Source organism: Mesorhizobium vachelliae, from assembly GCF_033977325.1.
Taxonomy (GTDB): Bacteria; Pseudomonadota; Alphaproteobacteria; order Rhizobiales; family Rhizobiaceae; genus Mesorhizobium; species Mesorhizobium vachelliae.
Map to the genome: position 1 here is coordinate 474,284 of NZ_JAVIIR010000001.1, position 14,659 is coordinate 488,942.

Below are 14,659 nucleotides of genomic sequence, written 5' to 3' on the forward strand. Positions count from 1 at the left end.
GCGCTGGATCCGAACGGAAGCGCGAGGACGCCGGACTAAGGTCTGGCGTCCTTGCCATTTGATTTGGCACTCATAATTTGAGCCTTTAAATCGAGAACGCCTTGACCGCTAACCCTCTCCTCGACGCCACCGGCGTGGCGAAGAACTACGGCGCTGTTGCCGCGCTGCGCAACGCCTCGCTGTCCGTGCTGCCGGGCGAAGTGCATGCGCTGATGGGCGCCAACGGTGCCGGTAAGTCGACGCTTGTGAAGATCCTGACCGGTGCGATCAAGGCGGATGCCGGGCGCATTCTGATCCGCGGCCAGCAGCTCGATGTCCGCTCGCCCGCCGCCGCCCGCCGCGCCGGCCTGCTGCCGGTCTATCAGGAACCTTCGCTGATCCCCGATCTCGATGTCCTGTCCAACCTGCGGCTGACCGGCACACCGGTCGAGCCCTTCCGCGCCTGGGTGCGCGAGCTCGGCATTCCCGACCTCGATATCCGCGAGACTGCCCGCCACATCCCCTTGGCCATCCTGCGCGTGCTCGACCTGGCGCGCGCTTTAGCCGTCGAGCCCGACGTGCTTCTGCTCGACGAGATGACCGCGGCCTTGCCGGCGAATCTCGCCGAGAAGGTGCTGGAAGTCGTGCGCCGCCAGGGCGACGCCGGCCGCTCCGTCATCTTCATCTCGCACCGTTTCGTCGAGATTTCCGCGCTCTGCGACCGCGCCACCGTGCTGCGCGACGGCTCCACGGTCGGTGTCGTCGACATCGAGCCGGGCATCGAGGAAAGAATAGTCGAGATGATGCTCGGTACCCGTATCGAGAAGACACGCGTCGCCGCGCGCGCGGCGAATGAAATGGCGGTCGCCGGCGGTGGCCGCCCGCGCCTGTCGGTCCGCAACCTGCAGCTCGGCACCAAGCTCAACGACGTCTCCTTCGATCTCGCCAATGGCGAGGTTGCCGGCGTCTTTGCGCTCGAGGGACAGGGCCAGGACGAGCTCTTCGCGGCCCTTGCCGGCTCGATCCGTCCGACGGGCGGCAGCATCGACGTCGACGGCGCGCTGGTGAAATTCTCGCATCCGAGCGACGCCATCCAGGCCGGCATCGCCTATGTGCCGGGCGACCGCACCGAGGCTTTGGCCATGCAGCGATCGGTGCGCGAAAACATCGCGCTGCCCTTCAGCGCGGCGCTGCGCAAATGGGGGCCGATCCGCATGCGCCGGGAGCAGGTGGTGGTTTCTGGCGCCATCGGCAGATTGCAGATCGACACCCGCGCGCAAGGCGAGGTGCAGCGCCTTTCCGGCGGCAACCAGCAGAAGGTGACCATCGCCCGCTGGATCGCGGCCAACGCCCGCACCATCCTTTGCTTCGACGCGACGCGCGGCATCGATGTCGGCACCAAGCAGGAGATCTACAAGCTGCTGCGCGAGCTCGCCGGCCAGGGCAAGTCGGTGCTGTTCTACACATCCGAGATGGAAGAGGTACAACGTGTCTGCGACCGCGTCATCGTGATCTTCGGAGGCCGCGTCGTCGACACTTTCCCGGTGGAAGAAGCCGACGAAGCGGCCTTGATGCGGGCCGCCTACGGCCTGCCGCGCGGCGCCAAGGCCGATGTCGGCATCCTAGCCGAGGTCAAACCGAGTTCCAGCGCGGAGGCCGCGTCATGAGCCGGTTTCTCCGCAACCAGGGCTGGGTGGCCGGACTGTTCGCCCTGCTGATCTTCCTCTTCGTCGTCACCAAGCTGATCCAGCCGGGCTATGGCAGCGGCGACTTCGGCTCGCTCGCGCGCGCGGTTCTGCCTTACGCCTTCGCCGTCGCGGCCCAGACCGTCGTCGTTATCGCGGGCGGCATTGACCTTTCGGTCGCCGCCATGATGGCGCTGACGAGCGTGACCGCGGCCTCGATGATGAACGGCGCCAGCGAGGAGTACGCGTTGTTCGTCGTGCCCTTCGTGCTCGCCATGGGGCTGGTGCTCGGCGCGCTGAACGGCGTCCTGATCGTCGTCACCCGGGTGCCCGACATCGTCGTCACTTTGGCCATGCTGTTCGTGCTGCAGGGCGCGGCGCTACTTGTGCTTGAAGCGCCCGGCGGCGCCGCCGCCGAATGGCTGAAGGCAAGCGTCGTCGGCATCGTGCCGATCCCCGGCCTGCCCGACTGGGCCGATGCCTGGGTTCCGAAGGCGCTGGTGCTGCTCGTCGTCTGCCTCTGCATCGTCTGGATTCCGCTCAGGCGTTCGCGCCTCGGCCTCTCCATCTACGCCATCGGCAGCAATGAGCTCGCCGCCTTCCGCAGCGGGGTGCCGGTGGCGCGCACCAGGATCGTCGCCTACGCGCTGTCCGGCCTGTTCGCAGCACTTGGCGGCTTGTCGCTTACCATCAGCACCGGCATCGGCGCGCCCATCCCCGGACCTTATCTGCTTGCGAGCGTCGCCGCCGTGGTGCTGGGTGGCGTCGCGCTCGGCGGTGGCAAGGGCGGCCTGCTCGGGCCGATCATCGCCGTCTTCGTGTTGAGGCTGGTGCGCACCGACCTGACGCTTCTGGCCATCGATCCGAACGTCACCGCCATCATCGAAGGCTTGATCATGGTTGCGGTCGTGATGTTTGGCGCCTTCATCACCATGCGCAGCCGCCCGGCAGGAGCAACGTCATGACCGACATCGCGATGCCCCAGCCTGTCTCGTTCGGCCACCGCCTGAAGCGCTTCATGGCGGACCGACCGCTCATCCCGCTGATCATCCTCTTGATCATCCTCGTGGCGATCCTGCAGATCCTGCGTCCCGGCATCGTCAACGAGCGCTGGATCGCCAACACGGCGAAATTCGCCATCCCGCTGGCGATCCTCGCCGGCTGCCAGACGATGACCATGCTCACCGGCGGCATCGACCTTTCCGTCGGCACCGTGGCGACGATGAGCGCCTTCATCATGGCCACGCAGATCGTCAACCAGGATCCGACGGTGGCCTTTCTGCTGGCCATGCTGCCCGCGGTGCTGATCGGCCTCGTCAACGGCATCGGCGTCGGCGTCTTCCGGGTGCATCCGCTGATCATGACGCTCGGCACCAGCCTGATCGGCACCGGCTTCCTGCAGGTCTACCAGCGCACGGTGATCGCTTCCGGTGCGAAAATCCCGGATTTCCTCAACTGGCTGGGCACCGGCCTCACCTACGGCTTTCCCAACGCGCTTCTCCTGTTCGTTCCGGTGGCCGTGCTGATCGTCTTCATGCTGAACCGCACCGGCTTCGGGCGCCTGCTCTATGCCGTCGGCGACAATGAGCGCGCAGCCAGGCTCTCCGGCGTCCGCTACTGGCAAGTGATCGTTGCGCTGTATGTCCTCTCCAGCCTGCTCGCCGGCATCACCGGCCTGCTCTATATCGGCCTGATCAAGGCGCCCTCGCTATCGCTCGCCGAGCCGCTGGTGCTGCCTTCGGTGGCTGCCGCCGTCATCGGCGGCACCTCGATCTTCGGCGGCCGCGGCGGCTACACCGGCACCATCATCGGCGCGCTGATCCTGACCGTGCTGACGACGCTGCTCACCATCCTGCAAATGCCGGAAGGCGGCCGCCGCATCCTGTTCGGCTTCATCATGCTGTTCGTGACGGCGGCGTATTTGCGGATCGTCGAGGACAGGTAAGAGACCGGGCCGCGACGGGCACGGCTCACTCCGCCGCCTGCACCCGGCCGGCATCGATGATCGCCCGTATCTCGGAACGGCACGAGCCGCAATTGGTGCCGGCGCGCAGCGTCGAGCCGATTGCTTCCAGGCTGTCGCATCCGGCGGCGACCGCCGAAGCGAGCTGATTGGCGCCGACATGAAAGCACGCGCACACGACCCGGCCAATGGCGGGCATGGGCACAGGCGATCGGCCGGATAGAAGCGCGTGGCGATCGGCCGTAGACAGCGGCTGGCGCGTGGCGAGCAGCGACACCAGCCAATCGCGCGCCGGCAACTGGTCCGGGGCAGCAACCAGCAGGGCTTCCGCCATGGCGCCGCCATCGTCGATGGCGGCGGCGCGATAGGCCAAGCCGCGACGGTCGGTGTATTCCAGGAGCTGATCCCGTCGTTGAACGCCGAGCAGCTTGCGCGCCAGAAGAATGCCCTGGTCCGGCGGCTCGGTTCCGGTCAGCCCATAGACCCAGCCGCCCTCGACCGCATGTCGGCTCCAGTGGACGAAACCGGTCGGCCTCAAATCGCGCCGCGTGATGAGCACGCCGGCCCAGCCAGTCTCTTCCCGCATGATCCTCGCCGGGACATGCTTGAGCTCTGGCTGGCCGGAATGCGGATCGGTGACCGGCGAGGACACCAAGCCGGCCGCGGCCTTGGCCGCGAACTGCCCGCTCCAATGCATGGGCATGAAGGCCTGGCCCCGCCGTTGCGCCTCTGTCACGCGCACCCTTGCGCGGACGAAGCCGAAGCGGGTGGAAAGATGGGCAAGGTCGCCGTCCTTGAGATGATGCGCGCCCGCATCCGCAGGATGGAGATCGACCGCCGGTTCCGGCGCGTTCGCCATCAAGCGCGGCACGCTGCCGGTACGCGTCATGGTATGCCACTGGTCGCGCAGACGGCCGGTGTTCAGGGCAAGCGGATAGTCGGCATCGACGGTGAAGGCCGTTGCCTCCTGCCGCACCGGCACGAAACGCGCGCGGCCGTCGGGTGTCGGAAAACGGCCGTCGGCAAATAGCCTCGCCTGCTGCTCGCGCCGCTCTGGCGCCGGCCAATGGCGCGGCGCGAAGGCGGCGTATTCCGTCTCGCTGAGGTCGATTAAGCCGCCGAGATCGAACAGGCGCTCGCCGTCGTTCTCGAAAGCGGAGAGTGCGGCATGCTCGCGGAAGATCTCGGCCGGAGTCTGGTAGGCGAAGGCGTCGCCGAAGCCCATCCGCGCGGCCACTTCGCTGACAATGCGCCAATCAGCCTTCGCGTCGCCCGGCGGCGACAGGAACGGTCGTTGGCGCGAAAGGCGCCGTTCCGAATTGGTGACCGTGCCGTCCTTCTCGCCCCAGGCGGCGGCGGGCAGCAGCACGTCGGCATGGCGTGTGGTGTCCGTGCGGGTCACATCCGACACGACGACGAAATCGCATTTGAACAAGGCGGCGCGCACGCGCGAGGCATCCGGCATCGAGACGGCGGGATTGGTGCCCATGACCCACAGCGCCTTGATGCGGCCGTCGGCAACCGCCTGGAACATGTCCACGGCTTTCAGGCCGCCGCGCCGAGCGATGTTCGGCGCACCCCAGAAGCGGGAGACCCGATCGATATTTGCCTCGTCCGCGAAGTCCATATGCGCCGCAAGCTGGTTGGCCAGACCGCCAACCTCGCGCCCTCCCATGGCGTTCGGCTGTCCCGTGACCGAGAACGGCCCCGCGCCGGGCTTGCCGATGCGGCCGGTGGCGAGATGGCAGTTGATGATGGCGTTGACCTTGTCGGTCCCGTGCGCCGACTGGTTGATGCCCTGGCTGTAGACGGTGACCGTGCACTCGGTCTCGGCGAAGAGATCGTAGAAGGCCTGCACGTCGGTGGCCGTCAGCCCGCACCCCATCGCGACACGTGCAACCGACGGCGCGTCGGCTTCGGCCAACGAGGCGGCGGCGTCGAAGCCGGACGTATGGTCGCGGATGAAGCCGGCATCGATCTTTCCGGCCTGGGCGAGATACGTGAGCAGGCCCTTGAACAGAAGCACATCCGTGCCGGGATCGAGCGCCAGATGCAGGTCGCATTCGTCGGCCGTGGCGGTGCGGCGCGGATCGATGACGACGATCCTGGTGCCGTGTTCGCTGCGCGCCGCGAGCATGCGCTGGTAGAGCACCGGATGGCACCATGCGGTGTTCGAGCCGGTGAGCACGATAAGATCGGCGCGCTCGAAATCCTCGTAGACGCCGGGAACGATGTCCTCGCCGAAAGCGCGGCGATGGCCGGCGACGGACGAGGCCATGCAGAGCCGCGAATTGGTGTCGATATTGCCCGAGCCGATGAAGCCCTTCATCAGCTTGTTGGCGACGTAATAGTCCTCGGTGAGCAACTGGCCGGACACGTAGAAAGCGACCGAATCCGGCCCATGCTCGGCAATCGCTCGTGAGAATTTTTCGGCGACGAGGTCGAGCGCTTCGTCCCAACCCGTTTGCTTGCCGAGAACCTCCGGATACAGCAACCGGCCTTCGAGGCCGAGCGTCTCGCCAAGGGCCGAACCCTTCGAACAGAGTCGGCCGAAATTGGCCGGGTGATCGGGATCGCCGCGGACGGTTGTCGTGCCGTCCGCGGCGATCCCGGCCAGCACGCCACAGCCCACCCCGCAATAGGGGCAGGTGGTCCTCACCTCGCGTGCTTCGTCCATGCCTCAGGCCGCTCTCGAGGCCAGCGCTTCAAGCGAGATGAAGAGCCGTTCGCCCTCAACCTTGACCGGGATCGTGCGAACCGAGCCTTCGTCGGCGCCGACCGCTTTGCCGGTCTCCAGCGAGATCACCCAGTTGTGCAGCGGGCATGTCACCGCCGCGCCATGGACGATGCCCTGGCTGAGCGGTCCGCCCTTGTGCGGACAATGGTCGTCGATGGCGAACACCTGGTCGTCCGACGTGCGGAAGACGGCGATCTTGCCTTGCGGGGTTTCAACACAGCGCGCACCGCGGGGTGGGATGTCCGAGAGGGAGCCGATCGATGTCCAGGTCATTGGATTCCCTTTGCCTGATATGAATGCGCCAAGGCACCCCCCTCTGGCCTGCCGGCCATCTCCCCCTCAAGGGGGGAGATTGGCAGCTGCGCGGACGGCACCCATCGGGCAACGTTGGAGATTGGCGAAGGCCATTGTGACATCCGATCTCCCCCCTTGAGGGGGAGATGGCCGGCAGGCCAGAGGGGGGTGTCTCGCGCTGACATCTCCATCATTCCGCCGCCTCCGCGAAGCCGACGGTGGCAAGTGGCCGGAACTCATGCTTATCCTTGCCGGAGACCCGCTCCGACCATGGATCGACCTGGGCGAATTTTTGGCTGAAGACGAACCGGTCGAAATGGGCCCGGCGCTTCTCCACGTCGTCCAAAATCTGCTTCTTGATCTCGGCGGTGCCGATCCTCTTGGCCCATTTGTAGATGCGCTCCAGATAGCGGGCCTGCTCGCGATACATCTGGACGAGCGCCACGATCACCTCCAGAGCGTCGTCCTCGGTCTTCACAAGGCCCAGCACCTCAGTGCCCTTGATGTCCAGGCCGGCCGCACCCGCGAAATGGATTTCGTAGCCTGAGTCGACGCAGACCACGCCGACATCCTTGCACGTCGCTTCAGCGCAATTCCTCGGGCATCCCGACACCGCCATCTTGACCTTGGCCGGCGTCCACGAGCCCCACATGAACTTCTCGATGCGGATGCCGAGGCCGGTCGAATCCTGCGTGCCGAAACGGCACCAGTCGGAGCCGACACAGGTCTTCACCGTGCGCAGGCCCTTGGCATAGGCGTGGCCGGAGACGAAACCGGCTTTGCCGAGATCGGCCCACACCGCCGGCAGGTCTTCCTTGCGTATGCCCAGCATGTCGATGCGCTGGCCGCCGGTCACCTTCACGGTCGGAATGCGGAACTTGTCGACCACATCGGCGATGGCGCGCAATTCGTTCGAGCTGGTCACCCCGCCCCACATGCGCGGCACGACCGAATAGGTGCCGTCCTTCTGGATGTTGGCGTGCACGCGCTCGTTGATGAAGCGCGACTGGTAGTCGTCGGCATATTGGTCCGGCCAGTCGCAGACGAGATAGTAGTTCAGCGCCGGCCGGCATTTTGCGCAGCCGCAGGAGGTCTTCCATTCGAGCTCCTGCATGACGGCGGGGATCGTCTTCAGGCCCTTCGCCTTGATCAGGCGGCGCACGTCGTCGTGGCCGAGGCTGGTGCAACCGCACATCGGCTGCACCGCCGCCGGGTTGTAGGCTTCGCCCAGCGTGAGCTTCAGGATCTGTTCGACCAGACCCGTGCACGAACCGCACGAGGCCGAGGCCTTGGTGTGGGCGCGCACGTCGTCGAGGCCGGTCAGGCCTTTGCTCGTGATCGTGCCGGTGATCTTGCCCTTGCAGACGCCGTTGCAGCCGCAGATTTCCGCATCATCCGCCAGTGCCGCAACGGCCGCCAAAGGGTCCGAGGAAGCGCCTCCCTGGAACGCCTGGCCGAAGATCAGCGTATCGCGCATCTGAGAGATGTCGGTCGCCTTCTTCTTCAGGTCGTTGAACCAGGCGCCGTCGCCCGTCTCGCCGAACAGCACCGTGCCGATGATGCGGTTGTCCTGCAGCACGAGGCGTTTGTAGATGCCGGCGGATGCGTCGCGCAGGATGATCTCCTCGCGGTCCTCGCCGTCGGCGAAGTCGCCCAGCGAATAGAGGTCGATACCGGTGACCTTGAGCTTGGTCGGCGTGTCGGAATGGACGAAGCGCCTGTCTTCACTGTCCGCCAGCCTGGCCGCGGCGACGCGGGCCATCTCGTAGAGCGGCGCGACCAGCCCGTAGACATGGCCGCCGACCTCCGCGCATTCGCCGAGCGCCATGATCGCCGGATCGGACGTCTGCATGCGGTCGTCGACGACGATGCCGCGATTGACCTCCAGCCCGGCGTCCTTGGCGAGCGCGCTGTTCGGACGGATGCCGACCGCCATCACCACGAGCGTCGCCGGGATGATCGTGCCGTCCATCAGCTCGACGCCCTCGACCTTGCCGTCGCCGACAATGGCCTTGGTGTTGGCCTTGGTCATGACCTTGATGCCACGCGCCTCGACGGCCTTCTGCAACAGGTACCCGGCGGCCGGGTCGAGCTGGCGCTCCATCAGCGTCGGCATGACATGGAGCACGGTGACATCCATGCCGCGCTCCTTGAGCCCGGCAGCGGCTTCGAGGCCGAGCAGGCCACCGCCGATCACGACCGCCTTGGCGCGCGACTGCGCGGCAAGCAGCATGGCGTTGACGTCGTCGAGATCGCGGTAGCTGAGCACGCCGGGCAGCTCCTTGCCCGGCGCCGGAATGATGAAGGGCACCGAGCCGGTGGCGATGACCAGACGGTCATAGCTCTCGGTCACGCCATGGTCCGAGGTGACGGTCCTGGCTTCCCTGTCGATGGCGACGATCCTGTGGCCCTTATAGAGGGTGATGCCGTGCTTGATGTACCAGCCGTCGCCATGGATGACGATTTCCTCGAACGCCTTCTCACCTGACAGAACCGGCGAGAGCATGATGCGGTCATAGTTCACGCGCGGTTCGGCGTTGAAGATCGTGACGGCGTAGCGGTCTGGAACTGTCTCCAGCAGGTGCTCGAGCATCCTGCCCGGCGCCATGCCGTTGCCGATGATGACGAGTTTCTCGCTCATGTTCGGTCTGCTCCAATCTATTCGGCGGCGTAGGAAAGGGACGGGCTCTTGACCTCGGCCGCGCGCTCCATCCGGCGGATGGTGACGTGCATCCAGACGAGGCAGGAGACGACGATCAGGAAGAGCAGCATGAAGCAGCTCGACCAGACTCCGGTGAGGTCGTTCAGCGCGCCGAAGGCGATCGGCAGGATGAAGCCGCCGAGGCCGCCGATCATGCCGACGACGCCGCCGACCGCGCCGACGCTCTGCGGATAGTAGACGGGGATGTGCTTGTAGACGGCAGCCTTGCCGAGGCTCATGAAGAAGCCGAGCACTGAGGCGACGGCGATGAAGGCGAGCGGGCCGATCTCGACATGGAAGGGGATCGGCCCGCTGATGCCGCGCACGACATAGTCTGCCGAGGGGAGAGACAGCACAAGCGTCGCGACGGCACAAACGCTGAAGGTCCAGTAGAGCACGGTGCGGGCGCCGATGCGGTCGGACAGCACGCCGCCATAGGCGCGGAAGATGCTGGCGGGGATCGAATAAGCGGCGCCGATCATGCCGGCGGTGGCGATGCCGAAGCCGTAGACGCCGATGAGGTAACGCGGCAGCCAGAGCGACAGCGCCACGAACGCGCCGAAAGAGAAGAAATAGTAGAAGGCGAAGCGCCAGACCTGCAGGTTCTTCAGTGGCGCGAACTCCTGCCAGAAGCTTCTCGCCGGCATGGTCTTGCCGGCGCGGCGTTCGCGGATGACCGGATCGTCGCCGGTGGTCAGCCAGAACACGATGGCCATGACGACCAGAGCCGCCGCCCAGATCAGCGCGACAGACTGCCAGCCCCAGGACAGGAGCACGAACGGCGCCAGGAATTTGGTGACCGCGGCGCCGACATTGCCGACGCCGAAGATGCCGAGCGCCGTGCCTTGCTTACCAGCCGGAAAGAAGCGCGAGACATAAGCGACGCCGACGGCGAAGGAGCCACCTGCGAGGCCCACGCCAAGTGCTGCGACCAGCATCTGCCCATAGGTGTGCGCGAAGGCGAGCAGGAAGGTCGCGACCGCAGCGGCGAGCATGGTCATGGTGTAGACCACGCGGCCGCCGTGACGATCGGTCCAGACACCGAGCACCATGCGCACGAGCGAGCCTGTCAGGATCGGCGTGCCGACGAGCAGGCCGAATTCGGTCTCGTTGAGCCCAAGCTCCTGTTTGATGCGCACGCCGATGATGGAAAAGATCGTCCACACCGCGAAGCACACAGTGAAGGCGATGGTGGACATAACGAGCGCCTGCCGGGAGCTGTTGTCCTGCCTTTGCGCGGCTGGGAGGTTTGCGGTCATGGTCGGCTCCGGTTTGCGGCGAGGGAGGCGCCGGGTATGGTGTTGATCAGAGGCGCGGCATCGGTCAGCGCGACGGGGCTTGCGTGGTCACTTGCGGACCCTTGCCTTCGGCTTCGTGACTGGCGGGAAACAGGAGCAGCGCGACGATGAACAGCGCCGCCGTCAACGCGCTGCTCGCCAGGAAATCGCGGCGGGTGAAATCCTTGAGCGAAGGTCGGATCCGTTTGGTCATCGTCGTCTCCGGTCAAAAACGAAAAAAGCTGCCGTCCAGGCCTCTCGCGTCCGTACATCCGGGATCGCGCGTTGACCTGAGCGGCAGCTTTGCCTGTGGGCGCCCGCCATTGGACGCCTGTTCCATTGCCCGCGAGGGCTCGACTATTTCAAAGCACGAAGCGTGCCAGTTTCGCGAGGAAGCTGAATCTCAAGGAAAATCAATACAGTAGGAATTTTGAGCTTCGACCGGGCCGAGCGGAGGCGCGGTCAAACATTGATCAATGGCATAGACATGCAGCACAAATTTTGTGCAATGCACAAGAATGGCGCGTAAACGATCAGGGGCGTTTCTGGCTGGCGATGTAGGCGTCGATCCGGTCCGGGTCGAAGATCTGGCCGTCGAAGAATCCATCAGGGCCAAGCACGAGGCTCGCCCCCGCCGAGCCGACCGGCGTCGCAGCCTTCAGCGCACCCTCGACCTTGGCATTGGCGCCCGGCAGCGCCACGCCGAGCGGCTTCAGCGCCGAGCGGTAGAGGTCGGGCCGGTAGCAGTCGCGCGCGATGGCGAGGTTTTGCGGCGTGTGCGGCAATTGTCCCCAGCGCACCATCTGCGTGTAGAACCAGAGCGCATGGCTCTTCCAGGGAAAGTTCGCAGCCTTGTCGAAGGGCAGGAAAAAATCCTCCACGCGCCGCTCCACGCCCCCGCCAAGCTGAACGCGTCCGGTGAGCGCCGGCATCTGGATCGCCTCCGGCTGGCCAAGGAAAGCCGGCCTCGCCATCAGCGCGGCCAGCTCGCCGCGGTTCGCCGGATCCTGGCACCACCGGGCGGAATGATGCAGCGCCCGCAGCAGCGCCGCCAGAGCCTCCGGGTTCTCCTCCGCCCATGCCCTGCGCGCGCCGATCACCTTTTCCGGGCTGTTGCGCCACAAAAGCGCCTTGACGGCGACGATGTGGCCGGTGCCGACCGCGACGGCGGCGCTGTTCCAGGGCTCGCCGACGCAATAGCCGTCGATGCGGCCGGCCGCGAGCGCATCGGTCATGAAGGGCGGCGGCACGATGACGATCTCGACATCGCGGTCGGGATCGATGCCGCAGGCGGCGAGCCAGTAGCGCAGCTCGTAATTGTGCCCTGAATGCGGGTGGACGACGGCGAAGCGCATCGGCTCCCGGCCGGCGGCCGCCCGCTCGCGGATCAGCGCACCGAGCGCGGCCCCGGCGCGCGCCGGATCGAGATCGGGCGCAGCACCTTGCGCCGCCATACCTTCCCACACGGCGTTGCTGACGGTGACGCAATTGCCACCGAGACCGAGCGAGAAGGGCACGATGGTCTCCGAGGCAAGCGGAGTGAGGCCAAGGCTGCAGGCGAGCGGCATCGGTCCCAGCATATGCGCGACGTCGAAATGGCCGATGGCGATGCGATCGCGGATGTTGGCCCAGGAGGTCTCGCGATTGAGCTTGAGCTCGATGCCCTCGCGCGTGGCAAAGCCCATCTCGCCGGCCGCGACCAGGACGGCGCTGTCGAAGAGCGGCATGAAGCCGGCGGTGATCTCGTGCGCCATGCTTATTCGCCCTCCAGCGGATCCAGCAATCCCGCCGCCGTCACAAGGCTCTGGGCAATGTCGGCGATCTTGCGGTTCTGGTTCATGGCGGTCTTGCGCAGAAGCGCGTAGGCCGCCTCCTCGCTCAAGCCCCGCGACTTCATCAATATGCCCTTAGCCCGGTCGACGACCTTGCGGTTCTCGAGCTCGCTGCGCGCTTCCTCCAACTCGCGCGCCATGCGCGAGAAGGCGTTGAAGCGGCTTATCGCCATGTCGAGGATCGGCTTGATGCGCTCCTTCTTCAGCCCGTCGACCACATAGGCGGACACGCCGGCATCGACGGCCGCCTCGATCGAGGCCCGGTCGGAGCGGTCGACGAACATGGCGATCGGCCGTTTCACCGCGCGCGAAAGCTGGAACATGTTCTCCAGCATGTCGCGGTTCGGATTCTCCAGATCGATCACGATGACGTCCGGCTCCAGCGCGGCGATGCGCTTGGCGATGCCGGCCACGTCATGGACCACGGTGACGTGACGATGGCCGGCATCCCGCAATCCGGCCTCGATGATCGAGGCGCGGATGCGGTTCTCGTCGATAACAAGGATGGTCAACGAACCGGCGGACATGTGCCTATTGTGCAGGCGGCCCAGAATTGCGCAATGCGGCAGTCGACGGAAGGTGAATCCTGCCCCACGTCTGCATTTTTGCGGCTTGGATCAAGCGTCGGCTTGGTCCGCGTCCGTCCGCCGATCATGACGCGCAGCACCGGATCGCCAAGGACAGCCGGGAAAGTCGGCCTCGCCGGGCAAGCGCGGGCTGCGACGCTATCGCGCCCCCCGAACGCGTTGCTGGCGGACGGTGGGAACACTATAGGTGTTCCATCGTGCGCGAAGACGTTCACACGACGGGCATACCGGTTCTCTGCGTTTCATGCGAGGCGCGGCACCGCGGCGTTTGTGGCGCGCTCAATCCCGACCAGCTCCTGGCCCTTTCCAAATCGACGATGCGGCACAAGGCCGACGCCGGCAAGGAACTCGTGAGCGATTCCAGGAGCGTCGAGCGCTTCTCCAACGTGCTCTCGGGCGTCGTGAAGCTTACCAAGACGCTTTCCGACGGCCGCCAGCAGATCGTCGGCTTGCAATTCGCCCCGGATTTCCTCGGCAGGCCGTTTCAGGCCGAGAGCTCGCTGACCGCCGAGGCCGCCACCGAGGTTGAGCTGTGCTCGTTCCCGCGCCAGGCGCTGGAGCGCATGATGAAGGAGCAGCCGGATCTCGAGCATCGCCTGCTCGAACAGAAGCTGCGCGAGCTCGACCAGGCGCGCGACTGGATGGTCGCGCTCGGCCGCAAGACCGCGGCCGAGAAGATCGCAAGCTTCCTTTTGATGATCGCGCGCAGCATCGATCCGGCGGCCGGACCGGGCCGTCGGAATTCCACTTTCGAGCTGCCGCTGTCACGTGCCGAGATCGCCGATTTTCTCGGCCTCACCATTGAGACGGTAAGCCGGCAGCTCACGCGGCTGCGCGGCGAAAACGTGATCCGCATCGAGAACAACCGCCATGTCATCGTCGGCGACATCGGGCGTCTGGCGGCGCGGGCCGGAGACTGATTTCGGCCTGCCTGTCCCGGGCGATCCGATACGGAAGTTGCTACGGATTATTGCCGGAACCGCCCTCACGAGCGCCGAGGATCTCGGGCAGAACATGGTCGCGCTCGAACGCTATGTGGCGGCGCATCGATTCGAAAAAGGCGCGCAGCATATAGCCTAGGGCCTCGGGGTTCTCGATCGGTCGCCCGTGGCCGTGAGCGAGCAGGGCCTCGCTGAGGTCCGCCGCCGCGCTCTCGTCCTCCACATGCTCGAGCCTGAGCCGCGTGACGATGTCTTCCTCGCCGGTGCGCCGCAAGAAGGCGGGGAAGACGATCTCTTCCTCGAAGCGGTGGCACTCACGCAGCATGGGCAGGAGATCGGCCGCCACGGCGAGGCATTGAAGCCGGTCGACTCGCGACGGCAGATCGTCGGCGATGCCTTCAAGCATGTGGCAAAGGGCGAGCATCTGCACATGAGCCCGCCTCATATCCGCCGGGCTATGCAGCGGCTCCTCCGGCTTGACGCCCGTCATGATCCCTCCTCCGTCGCTCCCGGGCTCAAGGTGTGGGCAAAGCGACGGTGTCGTCGACGGGCTCTTCGCGGACGGTGCGCAGCTCGTACCAGAGCGCGTTGAGGATGCCGACGGATGCGGCCAGTCCGAGGCCGAGGATCCAGGAAAAATACCACATGGCTTGTTTCTCCTAA

13 protein-coding genes are annotated in these 14,659 nt (G+C 65.9%); 4 read left to right on the forward strand and 9 right to left on the reverse strand.

All coding sequences use genetic code 11. The features are described 5' to 3' along the window. Positions 1-101 precede the first annotated feature (101 nt). Genes RFM41_RS02345 through RFM41_RS02355 form a run of 3 tightly spaced genes read left to right on the forward strand, consistent with a single transcriptional unit; the run spans position 102 to position 3,609 of the window. Positions 102-1,646, forward strand: coding sequence for a sugar ABC transporter ATP-binding protein (locus RFM41_RS02345; protein WP_320245938.1), 1,545 nt, complete (start codon positions 102-104; stop codon positions 1,644-1,646). Continuing rightward, a complete protein-coding gene (locus tag RFM41_RS02350) occupies positions 1,643-2,629 on the forward strand; it encodes an ABC transporter permease (protein ID WP_320245939.1) in 987 nt (328 codons plus the stop codon). Before RFM41_RS02345 ends, RFM41_RS02350 begins: the two co-directional genes overlap by 4 nt. Further along, a complete protein-coding gene (locus RFM41_RS02355) occupies positions 2,626-3,609 on the forward strand; it encodes an ABC transporter permease (protein WP_320245940.1) in 984 nt (327 codons plus the stop codon). Before RFM41_RS02350 ends, RFM41_RS02355 begins: the two co-directional genes overlap by 4 nt. A gap of 25 nt (positions 3,610-3,634) precedes the next feature. Here the strand turns inward: RFM41_RS02355 and RFM41_RS02360 are convergent, their stop codons facing one another. The 7 genes from RFM41_RS02360 to RFM41_RS02390 form a co-directional block, all read right to left on the reverse strand. Beyond that, positions 3,635-6,304, reverse strand: a complete 2,670-nt coding sequence (locus tag RFM41_RS02360) for a nitrate reductase (protein WP_320245942.1) — start codon at positions 6,302-6,304, stop codon at positions 3,635-3,637. Between the two features lie 3 nt (positions 6,305-6,307). Beyond that, positions 6,308-6,637, reverse strand: coding sequence for a nitrite reductase small subunit NirD (gene nirD, locus RFM41_RS02365; protein WP_320245943.1), 330 nt, complete (start codon positions 6,635-6,637; stop codon positions 6,308-6,310). A 211-nt stretch (positions 6,638-6,848) separates the two neighbouring features. Beyond that, complete coding sequence (gene nirB, locus RFM41_RS02370) at positions 6,849-9,299, reverse strand: nitrite reductase large subunit NirB (RefSeq protein WP_320245944.1); 2,451 nt, start codon at positions 9,297-9,299, stop codon at positions 6,849-6,851. Positions 9,300-9,316: 17 nt separating this feature from the next. Then, complete coding sequence (locus RFM41_RS02375) at positions 9,317-10,618, reverse strand: MFS transporter (RefSeq protein WP_320245945.1); 1,302 nt, start codon at positions 10,616-10,618, stop codon at positions 9,317-9,319. Between the two features lie 64 nt (positions 10,619-10,682). Next, positions 10,683-10,850, reverse strand: a complete 168-nt coding sequence (locus RFM41_RS02380) for a twin-arginine translocation signal domain-containing protein (protein ID WP_320245946.1) — start codon at positions 10,848-10,850, stop codon at positions 10,683-10,685. Between the two features lie 319 nt (positions 10,851-11,169). After that, entirely contained in the window at positions 11,170-12,390 is a 1,221-nt protein-coding gene (locus RFM41_RS02385) for a CmpA/NrtA family ABC transporter substrate-binding protein (protein ID WP_430691491.1), read from the reverse strand. A gap of 2 nt (positions 12,391-12,392) precedes the next feature. Continuing rightward, entirely contained in the window at positions 12,393-12,995 is a 603-nt protein-coding gene (locus RFM41_RS02390) for an ANTAR domain-containing response regulator (protein ID WP_320245947.1), read from the reverse strand. 254 nt (positions 12,996-13,249) lie between these two features. Between RFM41_RS02390 and RFM41_RS02395 the strand changes: the two genes are divergently transcribed. Next, positions 13,250-13,975: a Crp/Fnr family transcriptional regulator gene (locus tag RFM41_RS02395; RefSeq protein ID WP_430691497.1), complete on the forward strand. Its 726-nt coding sequence runs from the start codon at positions 13,250-13,252 to the stop codon at positions 13,973-13,975. Between the two features lie 40 nt (positions 13,976-14,015). On the opposite strand, the gene RFM41_RS02400 is transcribed toward RFM41_RS02395, so the two are convergent. Together RFM41_RS02400 and cydX are read right to left on the reverse strand one after the other, a co-directional pair. After that, positions 14,016-14,486 carry a hemerythrin domain-containing protein gene (locus tag RFM41_RS02400; protein ID WP_320245949.1) on the reverse strand — a complete coding sequence of 157 codons (471 nt, stop codon included), beginning with the start codon at positions 14,484-14,486 and terminating at the stop codon, positions 14,016-14,018. 25 nt (positions 14,487-14,511) lie between these two features. Then, the gene (gene cydX, locus RFM41_RS02405; RefSeq protein ID WP_320245951.1) at positions 14,512-14,643 is read right to left on the reverse strand and encodes a cytochrome bd-I oxidase subunit CydX; all 132 of its coding nucleotides are present in this window, start codon (positions 14,641-14,643) and stop codon (positions 14,512-14,514) included. Between the last annotated feature and the right edge of the window lie 16 nt (positions 14,644-14,659).

Bases quoted from the DNA above. Each gene is read 5' to 3' on its own strand.
- RFM41_RS02350 (WP_320245939.1), top strand. From the start codon at position 1,643: ATGAGCCGGTTTCTCCGCAACCAGGGCTGGGTGGCCGGACTGTTCGCC.
- RFM41_RS02355 (WP_320245940.1), top strand. From the start codon at position 2,626: ATGACCGACATCGCGATGCCCCAGCCTGTCTCGTTCGGCCACCGCCTG.
- RFM41_RS02360 (WP_320245942.1), bottom strand. From the start codon at position 6,304: ATGGACGAAGCACGCGAGGTGAGGACCACCTGCCCCTATTGCGGGGTG.
- nirD (WP_320245943.1), bottom strand. From the start codon at position 6,637: ATGACCTGGACATCGATCGGCTCCCTCTCGGACATCCCACCCCGCGGT.
- nirB (WP_320245944.1), bottom strand. From the start codon at position 9,299: ATGAGCGAGAAACTCGTCATCATCGGCAACGGCATGGCGCCGGGCAGG.
- RFM41_RS02375 (WP_320245945.1), bottom strand. From the start codon at position 10,618: ATGACCGCAAACCTCCCAGCCGCGCAAAGGCAGGACAACAGCTCCCGG.
- RFM41_RS02380 (WP_320245946.1), bottom strand. From the start codon at position 10,850: ATGACCAAACGGATCCGACCTTCGCTCAAGGATTTCACCCGCCGCGAT.
- RFM41_RS02385 (WP_430691491.1), bottom strand. From the start codon at position 12,390: ATGGCGCACGAGATCACCGCCGGCTTCATGCCGCTCTTCGACAGCGCC.
- RFM41_RS02390 (WP_320245947.1), bottom strand. From the start codon at position 12,995: ATGTCCGCCGGTTCGTTGACCATCCTTGTTATCGACGAGAACCGCATC.
- RFM41_RS02400 (WP_320245949.1), bottom strand. From the start codon at position 14,486: ATGACGGGCGTCAAGCCGGAGGAGCCGCTGCATAGCCCGGCGGATATG.
- cydX (WP_320245951.1), bottom strand. From the start codon at position 14,643: ATGTGGTATTTTTCCTGGATCCTCGGCCTCGGACTGGCCGCATCCGTC.